The following is a 19,953-nucleotide window of genomic DNA, read 5'->3' on the forward strand; positions in this document are numbered from 1 at the left end:
TGATCGCACCTTCCTCTTCTTATTGCATTTTTTGATCCTAAATCGGTACATGTCTTTCTTGAAAGCTTGTGTAATCATAGCGAAACGGGCTTTCCGTAAATTTGGAATGCTGGGTGGATTCCGATGGACATGAGCAACATCAAAATCTTGATCTTCCAAGAGAGAATAAAGAGTTCTGCTATCGTGCTCTCGGGCTTGCAGTGTCCGATTTTTCATTATTCTGAATAGTTCGCCCCGTTTAAGATATATCGTAAAATCACTTCCTGTTTTCGGAAAGTCGATAATGTTCATTCCGGGCTTTAGCGATTCCCATCCCCTACTTTGCAGTTTTACATGCTTTTCACCATAAGTGAGAATTCCATATGCGACCGGGATAGGTTTCTTGCATGTGTTTTCAATACTCACCTTGTAAGTAACAGGCCTGTTGTGTTTGCGAACAATGATCTTTTTATCGCTTTTTCGAAGAGCATCTAATGATCCGTCTGGGTAAGGTGAAGAATTGGGACTCCGTCTTACTGGCGATGGCGACGAAGCATGCCTTTGTGTTTCCAGTTGTGGGGCATTTGATCGATCTTTAGCGTATGCACCGCTTGAACAATATTGATATTGCTGGGTGCAATAACCCGGTGACTTGCAGCTTCCTTGGCGGGTTGGACAAGCCTTCTGCAGATCAAAACGACTCGGATTTCGGCCACATGCCTTTAGGACCGCCTCCCGTTTAGCGCGGTCTGCGTTCATTGTTCTTTGCTGTTGGTTGGCACCAGGATGGCTTCTGGTTGCAGGCAAAGTTTGGAGCCGGCGGCTTTCGCAGCGCTTGTATCGATTCCGGACGTTCGTGCTGCATTGTTGGGTTACTCTATCTTCATAATCATAGTTGGATTTGCACCGGTTAGTGTTGATGAGGCCGGAAACAAGCTCAAACCAAAGACGATGGCAGCAAGAAACCCACCGAGTTTTAGTCCAAAGTGCAATATAAATCCCCTCTCGCCATGGTTCTAGCACAATTGGTCCGTCGTGGCATGTATGAACAGTGAATGCGAAATGGTCGGATAGTTTTCCGTCCGCTTTTGCGACCAAAGCAGACCCTAGCGTTGTGGCTGCAATATCCCGAAAGCGGACATTAACTTTGGCGGTTTTTTATGGGGACAGCTGGTCGGTCGAAGGATGGACTGTATTGGACCTGAGAAGGTATGGTTGGATCAGTCTGCCAATTGAAAGGCTTTTCCGACAGCGTCCGATTTCCATAGTGGTCGAGGAGCAACGATTTCGAACCGATCGGCAGAAAATATTTCGTCGTCCCGCCAACTCCAAGACTAGTTGCATTCTGATGCAGTTCCTCAAGTTCCTCGTAGAGGCAGTTTTCGTCATAGAGGCCCAGCATCAATCTGCAGTAGAGGGATACATAGGATTCTTCAGCACCCAATATATCAGGCAACCTAGCCAAGCATTCTCTGTATCGGTCTTTGGCTTCTTCATGGCGGCTTTCCTGAACCATCAGGCTGGCATCAAAAGCCAAGAGATAGTGTGGTGGATCGTCTTCTAAAGTGAGTGCGGCATTCAAACGTGTTCTTGCCTTTGAGATCCGACCGCGACTTTTGTGAGTACGTGCAAGGACTGAATTTAATACGAACTTTAGTTCTTTAATAAGCGTCGGATCTTGCATTCGGTATTTATGGTGGGTTTCTTGACAGTTGGCAACATAGCAAGAACGTCCGCTTTTGCGCCCAAAACGGACATGGCGGCAATATCTCGGAAGTGGACGTTAGGATGCAGATCGTTGTGGTGCTAATCTCAACCGATCGAATAGCCAAGGAGCACCCAGAATTCCAGCCACGCCAACGGCCGCATATTTTGTAAACCTAAGCATCGCTTCCAAGAATGTCCCCTCCGAACCAACAAAGCTGAACAGAGTATCAAAAACTAGAAGAGATCCTACGAGAACCGTCATCATAACGACGAACCTGGCCAATTTGACAGCTATTGATGAACCGAGTGGCGAATAGTTAAAATTTGTCGCTTCAATAGGGGCTGCGAGTAACACGCCTGTCAAAAACCCTAAAATACCCACAAACTCGGTCGGTAGCTCTGCTATTGGTCGTTGAGTTAAGATCAGCGTGGCAAACCAAATCACAGCGCCAAGGATGAGAGTTAATCCGAGCTGGGCCCCCATGGGGACAGCAATCCAACGGCTCCAAAGCTTGTCGATATAAAAATTTGCCAAAATGGCCATCCCGCCACCAATTAACCAGCCCAGAAGAATGTCCTCGACATAATGGACACCCAAAATGGGGCGCGAAAGTCCGACCAATATTGCGGCCACAATTAGGCTCAACCTAATCATCACATTTTCGGTTTGAAGCACTAGGAAAAGGTAAAAGGCCGCCGCCGCCATGGCGTGGCCTGAGGGTGTTGAATATTCAGCGACAAGTTCCACTGCTCGCTCTGGGGAAACGGCCCACTGAGCCAGATACGTCCCATCAGATACGAAGGGACGCGGGTTTTGAATCAATATCTTCATTAAGTGGTTGGCTATCATGGCAACCAGCACAACAATCGAAGATTGGACGGCTTGGCGTTTGCTGATCGCGGCAAACAGGATGGCTATCAAGATGAGATACCCTTCAACACCACCCATAAATGTAATAAACTGAAAAAAAGTCGTGACAGGTTCACTTCTGTGGTCAGCGATAGAGCTCAGAAGTCCTTGATTGAATTGTAACTTATCCATAGCATGCTCTACGTCTTCACAAACTGCTCTGCAAGGCTAGCCCTGACCAGTTTGCAAATGATCCACGTTGGCCTGAATTCTCAATCAGCCTTTGATCGCGAAAACCAACTTTTGGTTACCTTCGGTTAATCTTCGCTGTGCATTCAGCTCGCGGATAATCCTATCTTCCAGGTCTCGTCCTTTGCGCGACGCCATAAGTTCAGCGAGAAAGGGGGATTGTTTGAGCCACCTTATATCTCTCCAGCCCAGATTGACTGCCTGTGCAAGTAACCCGATCGCTTCATTTTCTTTGCCTAGCGCAGCGGCTACTTCTGCGAGCTGTATCCGATATTCAGGGTCGGGATCACCGTTCAATTCGGCCAGCTTAGCAGGAGAGAAAAGCTTGTTTGCAGGCGCTTGATTCCCGTTCATCGCGTTGAGCGCGGCCAGATCGTAATGCCCTCGTCGACCAGCGGCTCGCAGGTCGCGCTTTGCTTCCTCAACGCGCCCAAGTGCGAGATTCGCCCGCCCACGCAATTGCAAAATGGTCGGCGCTGACTGGTCCTTTCCTTTGGCCTGTGAAAGCGTTTCGAGCGCGGCGTTATTGCGGTCATGGCGGAGATGCGATCTTGCCACTTCGCTGAGGATCACAACTTGACCAGGATTGAGAACCATTGCCTTATCATGCCATCGCTTGGCTGCAGGATGGCTGATCAATTCCAAGCTTTGTGCAATCTGAATTTCGGCATAGCGTGATTGTCCACCTGCCTGCAGCACCTTAAACTCTAGATCTAGCGCCTGATAAAGCTGTCCCTGCACAAGGTGGACGTAGGCCGCACTGGAAGCTGCCGGGGCATTGTTCGGATCAAGCTGATAGGCGTATTGCAGCGCCGATAGGCTTTCATTCATCCGCCCTTGTGACCCTAGCGTATAGCCTAAAGCCGACCAGGCATTGCTGCTGTCAGGCCGTTCCGCGATCAGTGCACGCGCAAGCCCTTCAGCTTCCTTTTTTTCACTAGACCCACCATCAAATTTGGTGGCTTTCGTGGACAGCGCAAAACTCAGAGTTAGGCGTGCGCGGAAACTGTTCGGCTCCTGCGCCAACGCGTCTCGCAACATCGAAATGGCTCTATCGGTCTCCATAGACTGGTGGAGGCCCAGTTGTTCCTGTGCACGCGTTACAAGCAGTGAAGCCTCTGATACGCCAACGGTATCTGCAAAGCTCTCGCCTGTTTGCGAGCCGGAATTGGGAGGAATCCAAAACAGCAAACCGGCAAATAATATGGCGACCATGGCCGATACTGCCGCAATCATGCGAATGTTGCCCTCATCCGAACGTCGCTCTGATGCCGATTCGCACTCGAACCGCTTGACATTACCTGCGATCGCATATCCCGATCCGCGCACCGTGCGAATGTAGACCGGGTCTTTCGGATCATCGCCGAGGGCTTTGCGCAAGAGCGCAATGCGCTGTGCCACTGTTTCATTGCTAACATGCTCGGCGCGCCAAACCGATTGAGACAGGGCTGCAATACTCAAAGGTTCGGGAGCCGCTTCAACCAGCGCGATGAGCGTGTCAAAGCTCAGGTCTGGCAACTTGATCGCGCTCGTTCCGCGATAAACGGCGCGCCTTGCGGTGTCGATCGACAGATCATTTAAAACATAGTGCACGATGAGCAGTCTTATTGCGGCTAAAAGGCGATGCTTCAAGTTTCTTCAAATATCTTTAAGTGACGCGGCAGCGCTCAACAGCGATGCTTCCTCCATTGAAACGACATGATCGAACAGATTGAGAAACGCATGATGAGAAGACGCTTTGTAACCGCCATAATTTTCGCTGGATTGCTCTTGGTGGGCAATGCCGAACAGGAACACACGCAGGATGCTGTTGAGCCAGATACTGCGCCATTGGGCTTATGGCTGTGGAGCGCAGAAGAACCCGACAGCGAACGACGCCTATCGCTCGAAATGGTCGACGGTGTCTGGCGTGCTGAAATCGATGGCTCTGCGATCGCGTCCACGCAAAACAAGGGCGAAATATCCTTAGCTTTGCCGGACGGCCAGAGATTCCGCGGTGAACTGACCGCTGATAAATCCGAAATTCACGGCTACTGGTTCCAGCCTCCGTCTCCACTCGATTATCAATATGTCGCGACACCGGTCGTGTTGCCGAGGGTGACGAAGGATCAATGGCAGAACAGCATTGAGATCCAATCACGGCCATTCCGGGTGTTTCTGGATGTTTTCGAGAGTGACGACGACACCATAGCAGCTGTCATCAGAAATCCGGAAGGAAACAACACGCTTGGCGCAAGCCAATTTCGAGTCGAGACCGAAGCAAATGGAGGCTGGAGCCTGGTCAGCGGCAACGGTGACCGCAAAAGGCGGCATCGCTTCTACCAGCAGGGAGAACGCGAAGTCCTGTTGCAATATGATCGCTTCGAAGAACCAATCTCACTCACCCCTGCCAGTGAAACGGCCAAATCAGCTTATTTCAGTCGACTCGCCGGTCAGGCCGTTAAACCGTTTGCTCCTCCGCCACAGCTCGACGACGACTGGCGCGTGGCTGCACCAGAGCAGGCAGGCTTCGACCGTGCAGCGCTTGAGGCGTTGACCGAGAGGATTGGACGCCTCGATCCGAGATCGGAACCGCATCTGATCCATTCGCTGCTCATCTCACGCGGCGGATCACTGGTGTATGAGGAGTATTTTTACGGCCATGACAGCAAGCAGCGCCATGATGTCCGATCGCTTGGCAAGGCCTTCGGTTCGGTCATGGTCGGTGCATTGCAGCAGCAAGGACATGCGATCTCGGCCGATCATCGTCCCGTTATTGGTCTACTGAAAAATGCAGGGATGCGCGTCGATGACACGAGAAAGGCCGACATTACTCTTGGCAATCTGATGACCTTCACCAGCGGTCTGGATTGCGATGTCAATTCGAATGATTCAGCCGGCAATGAATGGAATATGTGGGAGCAAGACGAAGAGCCGAACTACTGGCTCTACACTGCCAAACTAGCGCTGCTGCACGATCCGGGGACGCGCTATGCTTATTGCTCTGGCAGTGCCAATCTCGTGGGAGCCAGCCTGACTGAATTCGGCCAGGTTCCGGTTTACGAGCTCTTCGGCGAGCTGATCGCGAAACCTCTGGGCTTTGGCCCTTATCACTGGGCGCTCTCACCGAATGGTGAAGGATATCTGGGAGGCGGGGCCTATATGCGTCCACGCGATATCCTAAAGATCGGTACAATGTACGCAGCCGATGGCATGTGGAACGGGCGACAGATCGTCAGCAGCGAGTGGGTCAAGGAATCAACAAAGGCTCGTATCGCGATCTCTCCCGAAACGACAGGGATGACTTCGGAGACTTTTCAGAATAGCTATTTCGGCGGATCACAAGCCTACATATGGGTCGTGAACTCCATAGATGTCGGCGAGCGTAGCTACATTTCGTATCAAGCCAGTGGCAATGGCGGACAATTGCTGATCGTGGTCCCGGAACTCGATATGGCGGTCGGCATCACAGGCGGCAATTATCGCATGGGCGGCATCTGGGGACGGTGGCGCGACCAGATTGTCGGAACCTACATCATTCCAGCGATCACTGATCTGCCTTGAGCCGAGCGTCGGTTGTAGATGCCGTTCAGCCAAAACGGGACGTTCCGCCATCGGCCCAGTCGCTGCCCTATGCGATGACAGCGTTTAGCGTCGGCATTTGGGCTCGCACTTATTCGACGCAAATGACCGGGATGCGGACAAAACGCCATTTCGCTGCGCCTGCGCAAGTAGCTGCTTTCGGGAAACAGAAACTGGATATTCCGTTGCTCTGGCGATACGCGCCGACTATCTAAATCACCCTATCCTGCAAAAAAACCTGCTCCTGGACGCCACGGAATATCCGTAGCACCATAATCAATACCCATAGTGTGCAACGCACTGGTGACTTGACTGCGATGGTGGGTTTGGTGGTTGAAGAGCTGCACCACCATCACCCAGCGTGGGATCGCGGGCAAGTCATCACCATGTGGGTCGCGTTTAGTGGTTTTCTCGGCCAGCCAGTCCTCAGTCCATTCTTGACCGCCTTTCGACAGAAGATCGTCTTGTTCAAGACGAACGGATTTTAACTCTTCCCAGTCAGGCCATACCGCGTGACCAGGTGGGTTTCGTTCTGGAAGGGTGCCATTGAGAAACGTCAGGATAGAGCGATTGACCACACATATGTGATCCAGCGTATTGTGGATCGAACCAAAGAACATGCCGCGATCCCGCTTTCGTTCTTCCAGCCCAATCTCTTCGCAGCACCTATAGATGTTATCGTTCTGCCAGCGAGCGTAGGTTGCCATCTCGTTGATATATTCATTTGTGATCATTGTTAAATTCTCAAACCTGCCTGATGGTTACCGACGCTATACAACGCCGTCGGGCTTTGACTAAGAACAGTGTTATCGTCGCCCACTAAGAATTGATAGATGCAGACATTCGAGCAGACCGCAGCATCGGTCAAAGAGGGCTCCAACCAAACGTCCGCCGCACCAGAAACAAACGTCTGCTTTATCCCGAAAGCGGACGCTAGCGGATATCGTGCCTACTTGGGTTACTTACCGCGGTTTGGATTAGAAAGAAGTGAAGCGAAGTCACTACTACTTGGCCGTTGCTCTGAGCATCCAAGCTGTTTTCTCGTGAATCGTGATACGCGGCGTTACGACGTCTGATGTAGCATCATCTTCTACTTCTTCAGCAACACGTAGCGTCTTTCGTGCAGTCGCGGCGATATGGTGATGTCCTTCTGCAAGATTGACAACCATCTGTTTCCAATCCGGCCTGCCGATCTCCTCGGGGACCGAAGACAGTTTCGCCATTTCAGAGTAAGAAGAGGGAGCAGGAAAGCCCAAAGCTCTTATCCTTTCAGCTAGCTCATCGACGGCAGTCCACATTTCGGTATATTGCTCCATGAAGAGTGCATGGAGTTGCTGAAAATGTGGTCCTTCAACGTTCCAGTGATATCCGTGAGTCTTCAAGTACAGAGTATATGTTTCGGCGAGAAGCACGCTAAGCGCATCTGCAGATCTTTTGCGGTCTTGATTAGAAATTCCAATATTCACGTCCATGATATCAACCTCAATCTAGCTTAGATTTAATCCCAATTATTGTGCTTATGTCATTTGAGCGCAGTTTCCTGAGTTACTGTTCAGTTTCGTTTGATTGCGGCAAATGCCCTGTTTTTACAAGGATAAGCGCACCTTCTTTGGAAAAAGGTTTGTGTGTTGAAAGGTGCGGATTGCGGAGCCATGTTCCCTTGGGGTAATCACCATGCTCATCTGAGAACACCCCATCTAGTACAAAAATCTCCTCACCGCCCCAATGGCGGTGCTCACCATGCTGCGAACCAGGCTCCCATTTCACAAGCGCTGTGTGCTCCGTGCCAAAACTATGTAGAGACAAAACGCTCAATCCGGGAGATGGTCCAGGGACAAACCGCTGGGCTTTGGTATCGATGCTAAATTGCTCTTTATCATCCACATCAAACTGATGCAGTTTTACCAATATCGTTGCCCCGTCTTTCGTAAAAGGGGAATGACTTGATCCGATTGGATTTCGAACATAGGTTCCGGCAGTATAATCACCTGATTCATCTGAAAAAGTTCCATCGAGAACAATATATTCTTCGCCGCCATCATGTGAGTGACGGGGGAACGACGAATTTGGCGCATAACGAACAATAGTGGTTGCTCTTGCTACTTCATCGCCAATTCGGTCAAGCATCATGCGTTCAACTCCAGCTGCGGGAGAGGGAACCCAGTCAACATCGCCAGGTCTAATGACAGCACGTTTTGAAAAGTCAGAGTTGATACGCATGATGCTTTCTCCTTTATTTGTCAGCGATGAGATGAGTTCCGTGCGTAACAGCAGCTCCGGCTCTCAAAGCGGCGGCAACAAAAGTTGCTTCAGCTATTTGCTCTTCGGTCGCTCCGGCCTTCAGAGCAGCGGCTTTGTGTATCTCAAGGCAATAAGGGCATTGGGTCGTCAGTGCGACAGCAATCGCCATGAGTTCCTTATATTTCTTCGGGATTTCTCCGTCAGCAAGCGCAGCTTCGTCAAACGCCATGAACGTCTCCCACGCACTGGGTGCTTGCGCACCCAGTACCGGAAGTTTCGTAATGTGTTTCATATCATACATGTTTCTTCTCCAAACCTAACAGTTCAATTCCTACCAGCCATTACACCGCCATCAACATCCCAGATTGCACCTGTGATCCAGGAACATGTATCTGTTAGTAAAAAGTCGATCGTTCCAGCAACATCGTCAGGCTGCCCCACTCGGCCAATTGGATGAAAGGCATCAAATGCGTCGGTGATGGTTTGCTCGATTTCATTCTCGTTGATAAATGCGCCGTATATTGGTGTAACCACTACAGCTGGCGAGACTGCATTCACACGTACACCAAACTCTCCAAGCTCCATCGCAAGATGCTGGGTCAGAGCGTGAAGGCCTGCCTTGGCCATTGAATATGCAGAAGAAGGTGTCGCCTTGATCGCTTGTTTTGCCCACATCGACCCGACATTGACAATCGAACCTTTGCCTTGAGACTTCATTTTTTCAGCGACGGCCTGCGTGATGAAGAACGTTGACCGGTTCAAATCAAAATATTTGTCATATTCTGCTTTATCGTGTTCAAGAAATGGCGTTGGCTTGAAAGCGCCGGCAGAATTGACGAGATAATCAATCAGTCGTGAATCCGACTTAATTTTGGCGACGAAAGCATCGACGTCACTTTCATTGTACAAATCGACTACTTCAATCTGAATATCACCGGAACCATTTTGCGCTATCTCGACTTTGGCCCGCTCCAGTTTTTCGAAATTGCTGGAGACCAGCAAAAGATTGATCCCGCGTTCGCTAAGGCGCTTGGCCGTTGCCAGACCCATGCCGCTTGATCCGCCGATGATTAATGCGAATTGATTTGCTTGTTCAGTATTTTGATCAGTCATTTGATGTTCCTATCTATCGTTAGGTAGTTAAAAGATGAACCCTAAATACACTTGATTCGAATTGAGTCAACCTCTATCTATCGTGTGGTAGATAGAGGTCTAAGGAATTTGACATGAAACGATCAGAAAAAGCAGACGAAATTCTTGATATTGCTGAGGAAATGGCAAGACAAGGTGGCTATAACAATTTTAGCTTTCGCGAGATTGCCAAAGCAGTCGGCGTAAAATCATCCAGCGTTCACTATCATTTTCCTACGAAGGATGAACTCGGTGCAGCAGTAGTTCAACGCTATACAGATAGGTTTTTGGACGCGCTTGGTGACCCAAATGACTTAGACAATCCTAAAGTGGCGATTGAGCGATATATTGATCTTTATCGCAAAGCCTTAATTGAGGACGAGTTGATGTGCCTTTGCGGCATTATGGGTGCTGAAATAGAAGCATTGCCGCCTTCCGTGGGTGAAGAAGCCAAGAAATTTTTTGAAAGAAACGTGACGTGGCTGATCGCCGCTTTATCGTACAATGAAGCGTCCACTCCTGCTGAAGATCTCAAATCCAGGAGTCTTCATATTATTGCCACATTGGAAGGTGCTATGATTGTTGCGCGTAGTCTGGAGGATCATAAAATATTTGAAAGTGTTGTTTCACAGATTCAGTACCCATGAGTTGGTCTCTAAATTGATTTCTTGTTTAACGCTGATGTCCGCTTTTGCGCCCAAAGCGGACATAAAAATATATGTTGGTGACCGCATCCTTGCCAGGTTCGGCGCTGGCCAAAGCTATCTTTTTGCGGGAGGCGGGATTCAGCAGAATTGGCTGTTCTAAAATAACCAAATATTTCCAATGCTCTAAAGCAATATTTGGAGGCCCGAGCCGGAATCGAACCGGCGTACACGGATTTGCAATCCGCTGCGTCACCACTCCGCCATCGGGCCGGAGAAGGGCGCAACTGCGAGTCTTTGACGCCAATGTCAACCCTAACTTGCCGCCTTTCACCAACATAATGTCGCAGAAAAGTCGCTACCTTGGGAAAATCGCTGAAATCCGTCTTGGCGACATCAACAAGTGCGGCTAGAAGCGGATGGAAAACAAACTTAGTGTATTGCTTAAATAATACAGGAATGGCATAGCACTGGAACAACAGTCTAAGGGTGAAACAGTGGGTCACGAAAATTTCGATGAAATGCGCAAAGCCATGGTGGTCAGTCAATTGCGGACAACGGATGTCAGCGATCCCCATGTAATAGCCGCAATGAACACTGTTCCGCGGGAAGATTTTGTTCCCGCTGCTTCGCGTGAAATTGCTTATTCCGATCGCGGGGTTGCGATAGGTGAAGGCCGGGCCCTCAACGCGCCATTGGCCACCGGATTGCTGCTCAATACCGCGGAATTAACGAATGAAGACAATGTCTTACTTGTAGGAGCGGCGACAGGCTACACCGCTGCAGTGCTCGCTCATCTGGTGAATCAGGTCGTGGCAGTAGAACAATCGGCTAAGCTGGCGACGAAAGCGAAGGCCAATCTCACCGGACTCGATAATGTCACGGTAGAAAAGGCTAGTCACAAAGATGGCTTTGCCAAAAACGCCCCCTATTCCGTTATTATTATCGACGGCATTGCTGACTCCATCCCCTCCAGTTTGACCGATCAGCTGGCCGATCAGGGGCGTCTTGTCGGTTCCACACTCGACAATGGCGTTGCGCGATTGGTAATTGGCCACAAAGCGGGCGGCACGGTTGGTTATCAATATTTTGCCGATTGTGGCGGCGTGTCCCTACCTGGCTTTGAAAAAGACAAGAGTTTCACTTTCTAATATGCCGGCTAGCCAGAACATCTATCCTAGGAGACGTCCTTCAATGAGTAAGCGCCGAATTTTGTTAAGCGCCGCCGCGATTGTCGCACTGTCGAGCCCAGCTCAGGCGGATACACTGCGCGAGGCCTTTGTTGCGGCCTATCAAACCAATCCAACTTTATCCGCAGCGCAGGCTGCGCAACGGGCGCAAGACGAGAACGTCCCCATTGCAAAAGCAGATGGCCGCCCCAGTTCTGGATCACAATTTAACTTTCAAGAAAATTTCCTGCGCAATTCCAACAGTTTCACTGCGCCGCTTCGACAAGTCAGTGCCGGCGGCGAAATTAATGTGCCGGTCTATTCTGGTGGCCGCGTCAAAAATGCCGTGCGCGCCGCCAAAACGCGCGTCACAGCTGGACAATTTGGTCTGCGTGGAACCGAAGCCAGTTTGTTTAGCAATGTTGTTGCCGCCTATATGGATGTGATGCGCGACGAAGCCGTGGTCAAATTGAACCGCGCAAATGTTGGTGTTTTGGCAGTCAATCTTGAAGCGACAAGCGATCGCTTCGAAATTGGTGATTTAACCCGGACCGATGTTGCACAGTCTGAATCTCGGTTGGAAGTGGCCAAGGGTGAGCTGGAATCGGCACGCGCGAATCTGATCAGAAGCAAAGAAAATTATATTGCCTTGGTCGGGCAGGTACCCGGTACATTGGAATCACCGCCCCCCCTCCCCAATCTGCCAGAAACGCCGGATAAAGCGGTGGATATCGCTTTGCAATTTAACCCCGATTTATTGGCCGCCAAAGAACGCAGCAAAGCCGCGGAAATTGATATCAAAACCGCGCGCGGTGCAAATAAACCGACAATTACCGCTTATGCCCAAGGGAGCTACGTCAATTTCCTCGATACTTTGGGTGGCAATATTCCGGGCGCAGATTTCGTCCAAGAGCAATCCAATGCCGAAGCTGGCGTGCGGCTGAGCGTCCCGATTTATCAAGGCGGTCGCCCGGCGGCACAGATTCGCCAAGCCCAGGCGCGGTCAGGTCAAGCCTATGAGCAACTAATCGAGACTGAGCGCAATATTATCTCGCAAACACGCGCCGCTTATTCCAGCTGGCGGGCGTCGGAGCGAGTAATCCAATCTTCTGAAAGGGCCGTGGCCGCTAGCGCCTTGTCGCTGGAAGGTGTGCGTGCTGAAAATAGCGTGGGCAACCGGACCATCTTGGATATTCTCAACGCCGAACAGGAATTGCTCAACGCACAAGTGCAATTGGTGACCGCACGCCGCAACAGCTATGTCGCCGGCTTTACCTTGTTGGCGGCTATGGGCAGAGCTGAAGCGCGGGATCTTGGACTTGAAGGCGGTCCGCTTTATGATCCGCAAGTCAATTATGATCGCGTCAAAGATCAATTTTATGACTTTCAGTCAGATCCCAATCCGGAACCAAAAGCAACGCGCACCGTCGACACGCCGGCTCAAACGGCTGATGTTGAGCCACTTCCCGAAACTCCGAATAAATAATCAACACCATCGGGCCGGCAAAGAGTTGCTGAGAATAGCGATAATGCGCTAAGGAGGAATTCTGACGCGTAATTGTTAGGTGTTTAGGGAGCAGAAATGGCAGAGCAAAACAAAGAATCTTCCATGGAAGAGATATTGTCTTCGATTAAGCGAATCATCGCTGAAGACAAAGCGATTGAACCTGGTCCCGGATCAACTGCACGCGACATGTCCGATGATGCGGAACAAACGGATGAAGAGGATATTCGTATCCCCAGCAATGTTACGCCCATTGCCCCGATGCCCAAGAATATTACTGCCAAAAAAGAGCGAACAAATAAATCCAGCGTCACGATAATCGATGATGATGACGGGGTCTTGGAATTGACCAATGAAGTCACCGACACCGCGCCCTCTTCTGCTCGCGGCGTTTTCGGAGACCGAAGAAAAGAAGAGCGATTGATCAACGATCAAAAGCTTGATTCTATGCGCCAATCCCTTTCCGCGCTCGTATCGATGGAAAGCGGCAACGCCACCATTGCTGCAAAACCAAGCCAGGGAACGTCACTAGAAGACTTAACGCGCGAGTTAATGCGGCCAATGCTTAAGCAATGGCTGGATGAAAACCTGCCGCAATTGGTGGAAGAGATGGTTGCTCGTGAAATTCAACGGCTAAACGACACATAATCTGGTGCATATGCCCGATTGATAAGATTGTGGGTCGTGCTAAACCCGGCTCATGAAAAATCTATCCAAAACCTCCACCGTCGCACTCGTTCTAACGGGTGCACTATTTTCCACTTCCATCGCATCAGCTCGGCCGATGACGGCACAAGATCTCGCCACGCTCAAACGCTTAGGCAGCGTTGCTGTTTCTTCTGATGAAAAATGGGCTGCTTTTGACGTAACCCAAACAGATCCGGATAGCTACAAACGCTCTACTGGGCTTTATTTGCTGAACCTGTCCAAGCCGAATGCCCCACCCCTGCGCATTGCCGATAAGCCCGATTCTAGCGAGCACAGTCCCTCCTTTTCCATAGATGGTACCAAGCTTTATTATTTATCTGACAGCAGCGGATCCGAGCAGCTTTGGCAAACCAAAATTGCAAAGGAAGGATCCGTAGGGGAAGCTTCGCAAGTGAGCGATCTCAAAGCGGATATTGCTGGCTTCAAACTTTCACCCAATGGCGACAGAGTGGCAATTTGGGGGGATATTTCGAAAGACTGTCCGACATTTGGCTGTGACAAAGAAGAAGAAGGTAATAGCAATCAGTCTCTCCCAGGACCAGGCACTGGTCGCGAATATGATGCGCTATTCGTTCGCCATTGGTCCAGCTGGGAAACGTCCGGCATTTATAGCCGAATTTTTTCATTTGATCTGAACGGCGATAAGTTAAGCGATAACGGCAAACCATTGGATGGCGATTTAATTGGCGATAGCCCGTCCAAACCCTTTGGCGGTGGCGAAGAGATTTCTTGGTCACCCAGTGGGACCGGACTGGCCTTTGTTCTGCGCAAGGCCGATCGCAATGAACCCAAATCAACAGATACGGATATTTATGGCGTTTCCGTTGCGACCGGTGCTCCGAGCCCAATGCCGGGCAATGGCAAGGCCACCGATACACTCCCCGCTTTTTCTCCTGACGATCGCTGGTTAGCATGGGCCGCGATGGAACGTCCCGGCTATGAAAGCGATCGTAAAGTCGTCAAACTATTGCGCAGAGGCGACGAGGAGCCGAAAGTAATTACTGGTGATTGGGATCGATCGGTCAGCTCGATTACATGGACACCAGACAGCAAAGCGCTTATTGTAACCGCATCCGAGATTTTGGATTATGCCGCCTTTCGTGTTGATATCGCTGATGGCAATGTAACCCGGCTGACGAAAAACGGCAGTGTCGGCAATATCACGCCGCTTCAAGATGGATCGATGATCTTCACCAAAAAGAGCCTTCACGCTCCCAATGATATTTACCGCCGCGCGGTAAATGGAACGGTGACACAGCTGACCAATGTCAATGGTGATGCGCTGGCGGAAATTGACGAAGTGACCGTAGAACGGTTTAATTTCAAAGGTGCCAAAGGCGATCAAGTCTGGGGTCAGATTATCAAACCGGCTGGCGCGCAGGGTAAACTGCCTATGGCGTTTCTCGTGCATGGAGGTCCTCAGGGCAGCTTTGGAGATAGCTGGTCAACCCGTTGGAATCCCAAGGTAATGGCAGCGCAAGGCTATGCCGTCGTGACGATCGATTTCCATGGATCTGCTGGCTATGGCCAGGAATTTATGGACAGCATCAATCAAGATTGGGGTGGCAAGCCGCTTGAAGATCTAAAACTGGGCCATGCGGCAGCGCTGAAACTCGATCGGCAAATTGACGGAACACGATCCTGCGCGCTGGGTGCCAGCTATGGCGGCTATATGATGAACTGGATCGCAGGCCAATGGCCGGATCAATTTGATTGCATCATCAACCATGCCGGTATTTTCGATTTGCGCAGCTTTGCCTTTTCGACCGAGGAGTTGTGGTTTGATCAATGGGATCATGGCGGCCCTTGGTGGGAACGCGTGGATCCGGAAAAATGGAATCCGATCCAGCATATCGACAAATGGAAAACACCCACATTATTCATCCATGGTGAAAAGGATTTTCGCATCCCCTACACCCAATCTCTTATGCCGTTTACCTATGCACAAGAACGTAATATCCCTTCTAAGCTGTTGATTTTCCCTGATGAAAACCACTGGATCTTGAAAGGGAAAAATAGCGTCCAATGGCATGATACGGTTTTCGACTGGATGGGCCGCTGGACAGAAAAAGGCAAAACGGAATGAGCTTTTTCCCGACCGAAACCGATGGCGACACCATTATTGTCACGCTCACCAATGCGCCGCGTAATACCTTGTCGACTGAATTGCTTCACGAAGGAACAGAAGTTTTCCAAAAATTGGCACAGGACAATCCCAGTGGCGGCGTGGTGCTCACCGGAGCGGGAGAACATTTCACCTGCGGTATGGATACCAAGATCGCAGCCGCGCTCGACGAAGCGGGACAAGAACAGGCAATTGCAGCCATCAACGCCTATGCGGCCTCGCTCCACCGCCTGCCCTGCGCATTGATATGTGCGGTGAACGGCAATTCTATTGGCGCTGGCGGGATCATGATGCTGTGCGCCGACTGGATTTACGCCGCTTCCGGAGACTATCGAATCGGCCTGCCAGAAGCCAAAGCCGGATTGCCCTTCCCACCGGTTGCACAGGCCATATTGGATCATTGGATGGAACCATCATGGCGCCGGCGATTGGCATTATCGAGCATGTTGTTGAAACCCAATGAAGCAATCGGCGCAGGCTTGGTCGAAGCCACATTAATGCCGGCGGATTTGATTGAAAAATCTGTCGCAAAGGCACAGGAGATAAACGCACAACCCGGTTTTGCGGCCTGCAAGCGCCAATTGCGTGCCAAGGCCAATGCAGAAATTGATGCGATTTTGGGATAGGCTGTTCGTCGCAATCTTCGGCATGGCAAATGAATTTCTGCGCAAGACTAGCGAAGATGGCCATCCTTCTCGATGCCGAGTCCTGCTCAGGGTGATGATATTACACGCATAACGGTGGTTGAATAACAACGCGGGCGCTGGCAAAGGCAGCGCATGACATTAGATAAAAATTTCGACCCAGCGGCGATCGAAGCGCGCTGGTATGCCCATTGGGAAAAATCCGGCCAATTTCGCCCTGAACGGAGCGATGCGGAACCGTTTACGATTGTCAATCCGCCACCCAATGTGACGGGAAGTTTGCACATTGGCCACGCGCTCGACAATACGCTGCAAGACATTATCATTCGCCATGAACGGCTGAAGGGTAAAGATGCCCTTTGGGTTGTCGGCATGGATCATGCCGGCATTGCCACACAGATGGTCGTCGAACGCCAAATGAACGACCGACAAGAAAAGCGCACCGACTATTCGCGCGAAGATTTTGTCGAAAAAGTCTGGGAATGGAAAGAAGAATCCGGCGGTGCCATTACCGGACAATTGCGCCGTCTCGGCTGTTCCATGGACTGGTCGAACGAGCGGTTCACCATGGACGAAGGCATGAACGCGGCGGTGCTCAAAGTCTTTGTTGATTTGTATAATGATGGACTGATCTATCGCGACAAAAGGCTCGTCAATTGGGATCCAGCTCTGAAAACCGCTATTTCAGATCTGGAAGTTGAAACCACTGATATCAAAGGCAGTTTCTGGCATTTCAAATATCCACTTGCTGACGGCGGAAAGCTCGACAACGGACAGGATTATATTGAGGTCGCGACCACAAGGCCTGAAACGATGCTGGCCGATATGGCCGTAGCCGTGCACCCCAGTGACGAACGCTATCAAAGTGTGATCGGCAAAGAGATTGAGCAACCAATCACTGGACGCCGGTTTAAGATCGTGGCCGACGAACATGCTGATCCGGAACTCGGCAGCGGTGCGGTGAAGATCACACCGGGCCATGACTTTAACGATTTCGAGGTCGGCAAGCGCGCCGGTTTTGCCGCGGGCGAGATGCTCAATATGCTCGATGGCGAAGCCAATGTTTGCCAGAGTGCCGATGGCTTGGTGCCAGATGAGTTTATCGGCCTGCATCGTTTCAAGAAAGACGGCGTGGATGGCGCGCGCGAACTGGTAGTGCAGCGGATGAAAGAACTAGGCTGCCTGATCCCGCATGTCTTCAAAAACAAGGACGGCGAAGAGGTTGAGCATGATGCCGAACCCCGTACCATCGCTACACCTTTCGGGGACCGCGGCGGTGTGGTGATTGAACCATGGCTAACCGACCAATGGTATGTCGATGCTGAGACACTTGCTCAACCAGCCATCAAGGCGGTGCGCGACGGCAGTATCGAGATTGTCCCAAAGACCTGGGAAAAAACCTGGTTCAACTGGATGGAAAATATCCAGCCTTGGTGCGTGTCTCGCCAGCTTTGGTGGGGGCATCGGATACCGGCTTGGTTCGATGATGCTGGGAATATATTCGTGGCAGAAGACGAAGCCGCCGCGCAAACGCAAGCTGGCGAAGGTATCCCGCTGACTCGCGATCCCGACGTCCTCGACACATGGTTCTCTTCAGCTCTCTGGCCTTTCGGTACTCTCGGCTGGCCGGAAGAAACCGAAGACCTCAAGCGCCACTACCCGAATGACTTGCTCATCTCCGGCTTTGACATCCTGTTCTTCTGGGATGCGCGGATGGCGATGCAAGGCATTCAGTTTATGAAAGACGTGCCGTGGAAGCGGCTCTATCTGCACGGTCTGGTGCGTGCCGAAGATGGTTCGAAAATGTCCAAATCCAAAGGCAATGTCGTCGATCCGCTCGGCCTGATTGATCAATATGGCGCCGATGCGCTGCGCTTCTTCATGGCGGCCATGGAAAGTCAAGGCCGAGACATCAAAATGGATGACAAGCGGGTTGAAGGCTATCGCAATTTTGCCACCAAGCTCTGGAACGCATCGCGCTTCTGTGAAGTAAACGGCATTGGGGCGAGCCAAACACTGCGCGCACCAGAGGCCGCGCTGCCGGTCAACCGCTGGATCATTTCCGAGGTGACCGAAACGCTGGCCACGCTCGACAAAGCGCTTGGTGATTTGCGCTTTGATGCGGCGGCCAACACCATTTATCACTTTACTTGGGATCGTTTTTGCGACTGGTATCTGGAGTTGATCAAGCCGCTGCTGCAAGGCGATGATGCGGCTGCAGCGGATGAAACGCGCGCAGTTGCTGGCTGGGTGCTCGATCAGATTATTGTCATGCTACACCCATTCATGCCGTTTATCACCGAAGAATTGTGGCACAGCATGGCGTCGGAAACCGGCGGCCGTAACTATGACCTGATCGTCGCGAAATGGCCGGAACCGAAGGCGGAAATCGATGTTGATGCGAAAGCGGAAGTCGATTGGCTCATTCGTCTAATCTCGGCCACCCGAACCGCAAAGGTCGAACTCAATATCGCGCCGGGCACGAAGATGACCGCTCATGTTCGTGACGGCGATGATGCTCTACAGCAACGTATTGCAAGACAATCGTCCGCACTGGATCGGGTTGGCCGTTTGGAAAGCTTCTCCTTCGACCCTGCACCGGATGGGGCAACCGCACAGATTGTAATCGATGGCGCAACCTATATCCTACCGCTGGCTGGTGCGATCGATATTGACGCCGAAAAAGCCCGATTGAACAAGGCTTTGGAAGGCGTCACCAAAGAAGCCAAATCTCTCGAAGGCCGTCTTGGCAATGCGAATTTTGTTGAGAAAGCCAAACCGGAAGCGGTGGAAAAGGCCCGCGCAGATCTAGCGGACAAAAGCGCGGAAGCGGAACGATTGCAAGCCGCCCTTGCGCGTTTGGGGTAAGCGGTTTCGATAAAATCGGCTAAACCATCTGCGTGGACATGAAGGCCGATCTTGAGGATTTAGTCAGCCGTGTAATTGATACGGCGATGAATGTGCATATTGATCTTGGGCCGGGGCTTTTGGAATCGGTCTATGAACAGGTGCTCGCCAACCGTTTGCGCAAGCAAGATATCAAAACGGATCGGCAAATGCCGGTCGGTGCCCGCATAGATGGGCTGGATTTTCCTGGTGCGTTTCGCGTCGATATTTTGGTCGAGAATCAATTGCTTCTGGAAATCAAAGCGGTCCGCCAATTGGTTCCGGTCCATACCCGCCAAACATTGACCTATTTGCGCCTAATGAAATTGCCCTTAGGGCTTTTGATCAATTTTGGCGGCATTACATTGAAAGAAGGCTTGAGGCGGGTTGCTAACAATTATCGCCTGTCTTGACGGGGCGCTGTTTTTGGGGCGCTAAGGGCGCTAAGATTTTTAAGAGGGTAGCGATTGGTGGACGGTTGGGGTTAGTATTTGAGGCAGTGATAAAATCTATTCTGGCCCGTCAAACTTATACCGCGAAGCGCTCATCACACCA

The 19,953-nt window shown here is 51.1% G+C and carries 18 protein-coding genes and 1 tRNA gene; 10 read left to right on the forward strand and 9 right to left on the reverse strand.

What is annotated here, in order from left to right; genetic code table 11:
* Positions 1-1,120: 1,120 nt before the first annotated feature.
* From ABJU74_RS13745 to ABJU74_RS13755, 3 genes are all read right to left on the reverse strand, one after another.
* Positions 1,121-1,561 (reverse strand): hypothetical protein, encoded by a 441-nt coding sequence (locus ABJU74_RS13745; RefSeq protein WP_348384855.1) that lies wholly within the window; start codon positions 1,559-1,561, stop codon positions 1,121-1,123.
* A 201-nt stretch (positions 1,562-1,762) separates the two neighbouring features.
* Positions 1,763-2,728, reverse strand: a complete 966-nt coding sequence (locus tag ABJU74_RS13750) for a phosphatase PAP2 family protein (protein ID WP_348384856.1) — start codon at positions 2,726-2,728, stop codon at positions 1,763-1,765.
* Positions 2,729-2,812: 84 nt separating this feature from the next.
* Positions 2,813-4,417: a winged helix-turn-helix domain-containing protein gene (locus tag ABJU74_RS13755; RefSeq protein ID WP_348384858.1), complete on the reverse strand. Its 1,605-nt coding sequence runs from the start codon at positions 4,415-4,417 to the stop codon at positions 2,813-2,815.
* Between the two features lie 66 nt (positions 4,418-4,483).
* Between ABJU74_RS13755 and ABJU74_RS13760 the strand changes: the two genes are divergently transcribed.
* A complete protein-coding gene (locus ABJU74_RS13760) occupies positions 4,484-6,328 on the forward strand; it encodes a serine hydrolase (RefSeq protein WP_348384859.1) in 1,845 nt (614 codons plus the stop codon).
* Positions 6,325-6,561 carry a hypothetical protein gene (locus tag ABJU74_RS13765; protein WP_348384860.1) on the forward strand — a complete coding sequence of 79 codons (237 nt, stop codon included), beginning with the start codon at positions 6,325-6,327 and terminating at the stop codon, positions 6,559-6,561. Before ABJU74_RS13760 ends, ABJU74_RS13765 begins: the two co-directional genes overlap by 4 nt.
* Before the next feature lie 6 nt (positions 6,562-6,567).
* Here the strand turns inward: ABJU74_RS13765 and ABJU74_RS13770 are convergent, their stop codons facing one another.
* The 5 genes from ABJU74_RS13770 to ABJU74_RS13790 all read right to left on the reverse strand — a co-directional run bounded on the left by ABJU74_RS13770 (position 6,568) and on the right by ABJU74_RS13790 (position 9,700).
* Positions 6,568-7,080 carry a DinB family protein gene (locus ABJU74_RS13770; RefSeq protein ID WP_348384862.1) on the reverse strand — a complete coding sequence of 171 codons (513 nt, stop codon included), beginning with the start codon at positions 7,078-7,080 and terminating at the stop codon, positions 6,568-6,570.
* A gap of 270 nt (positions 7,081-7,350) precedes the next feature.
* Positions 7,351-7,818, reverse strand: a complete 468-nt coding sequence (locus ABJU74_RS13775) for a Dps family protein (RefSeq protein WP_348384863.1) — start codon at positions 7,816-7,818, stop codon at positions 7,351-7,353.
* A 73-nt stretch (positions 7,819-7,891) separates the two neighbouring features.
* Complete coding sequence (locus ABJU74_RS13780) at positions 7,892-8,566, reverse strand: cupin domain-containing protein (protein WP_348384865.1); 675 nt, start codon at positions 8,564-8,566, stop codon at positions 7,892-7,894.
* A gap of 13 nt (positions 8,567-8,579) precedes the next feature.
* Complete coding sequence (locus ABJU74_RS13785) at positions 8,580-8,888, reverse strand: carboxymuconolactone decarboxylase family protein (RefSeq protein ID WP_348384866.1); 309 nt, start codon at positions 8,886-8,888, stop codon at positions 8,580-8,582.
* Positions 8,889-8,911: 23 nt separating this feature from the next.
* The gene (locus tag ABJU74_RS13790) at positions 8,912-9,700 is read right to left on the reverse strand and encodes an SDR family oxidoreductase (protein WP_348384867.1); all 789 of its coding nucleotides are present in this window, start codon (positions 9,698-9,700) and stop codon (positions 8,912-8,914) included.
* Positions 9,701-9,813: 113 nt separating this feature from the next.
* On the opposite strand from ABJU74_RS13790, the gene ABJU74_RS13795 reads away from it, so the two are divergent.
* Positions 9,814-10,365: a TetR/AcrR family transcriptional regulator gene (locus ABJU74_RS13795; RefSeq protein WP_348384869.1), complete on the forward strand. Its 552-nt coding sequence runs from the start codon at positions 9,814-9,816 to the stop codon at positions 10,363-10,365.
* Positions 10,366-10,561: 196 nt separating this feature from the next.
* On the opposite strand, the gene ABJU74_RS13800 is transcribed toward ABJU74_RS13795, so the two are convergent.
* Positions 10,562-10,635 (reverse strand) — tRNA-Cys (locus ABJU74_RS13800).
* A gap of 224 nt (positions 10,636-10,859) precedes the next feature.
* Between ABJU74_RS13800 and ABJU74_RS13805 the strand changes: the two genes are divergently transcribed.
* The 7 genes from ABJU74_RS13805 to ABJU74_RS13835 all read left to right on the forward strand — a co-directional run bounded on the left by ABJU74_RS13805 (position 10,860) and on the right by ABJU74_RS13835 (position 19,811).
* Complete coding sequence (locus ABJU74_RS13805) at positions 10,860-11,513, forward strand: protein-L-isoaspartate O-methyltransferase (RefSeq protein WP_348384870.1); 654 nt, start codon at positions 10,860-10,862, stop codon at positions 11,511-11,513.
* A 43-nt stretch (positions 11,514-11,556) separates the two neighbouring features.
* Positions 11,557-13,017, forward strand: coding sequence for a TolC family outer membrane protein (locus tag ABJU74_RS13810; protein ID WP_348384871.1), 1,461 nt, complete (start codon positions 11,557-11,559; stop codon positions 13,015-13,017).
* A 96-nt stretch (positions 13,018-13,113) separates the two neighbouring features.
* Entirely contained in the window at positions 13,114-13,683 is a 570-nt protein-coding gene (locus ABJU74_RS13815; protein WP_348384872.1) for a DUF2497 domain-containing protein, read from the forward strand.
* A 52-nt stretch (positions 13,684-13,735) separates the two neighbouring features.
* On the forward strand, positions 13,736-15,829 hold the full coding sequence (locus tag ABJU74_RS13820; protein WP_348384873.1) for a S9 family peptidase: 2,094 nt from the start codon (positions 13,736-13,738) through the stop codon (positions 15,827-15,829).
* Positions 15,826-16,494, forward strand: a complete 669-nt coding sequence (locus ABJU74_RS13825; RefSeq protein ID WP_348384874.1) for an enoyl-CoA hydratase/isomerase family protein — start codon at positions 15,826-15,828, stop codon at positions 16,492-16,494. The genes ABJU74_RS13820 and ABJU74_RS13825 overlap by 4 nt, the downstream gene beginning before the upstream one ends.
* Positions 16,495-16,647: 153 nt before the next feature.
* Complete coding sequence (locus ABJU74_RS13830) at positions 16,648-19,380, forward strand: valine--tRNA ligase (RefSeq protein WP_348384875.1); 2,733 nt, start codon at positions 16,648-16,650, stop codon at positions 19,378-19,380.
* 38 nt (positions 19,381-19,418) lie between these two features.
* Entirely contained in the window at positions 19,419-19,811 is a 393-nt protein-coding gene (locus tag ABJU74_RS13835; protein ID WP_348384876.1) for a GxxExxY protein, read from the forward strand.
* The last annotated feature ends 142 nt before the right edge of the window (positions 19,812-19,953 follow it).

It is taken from the genome of Parasphingorhabdus sp. (assembly GCF_039982415.1).
Lineage (GTDB): Bacteria > Pseudomonadota > Alphaproteobacteria > Sphingomonadales > Sphingomonadaceae > Parasphingorhabdus.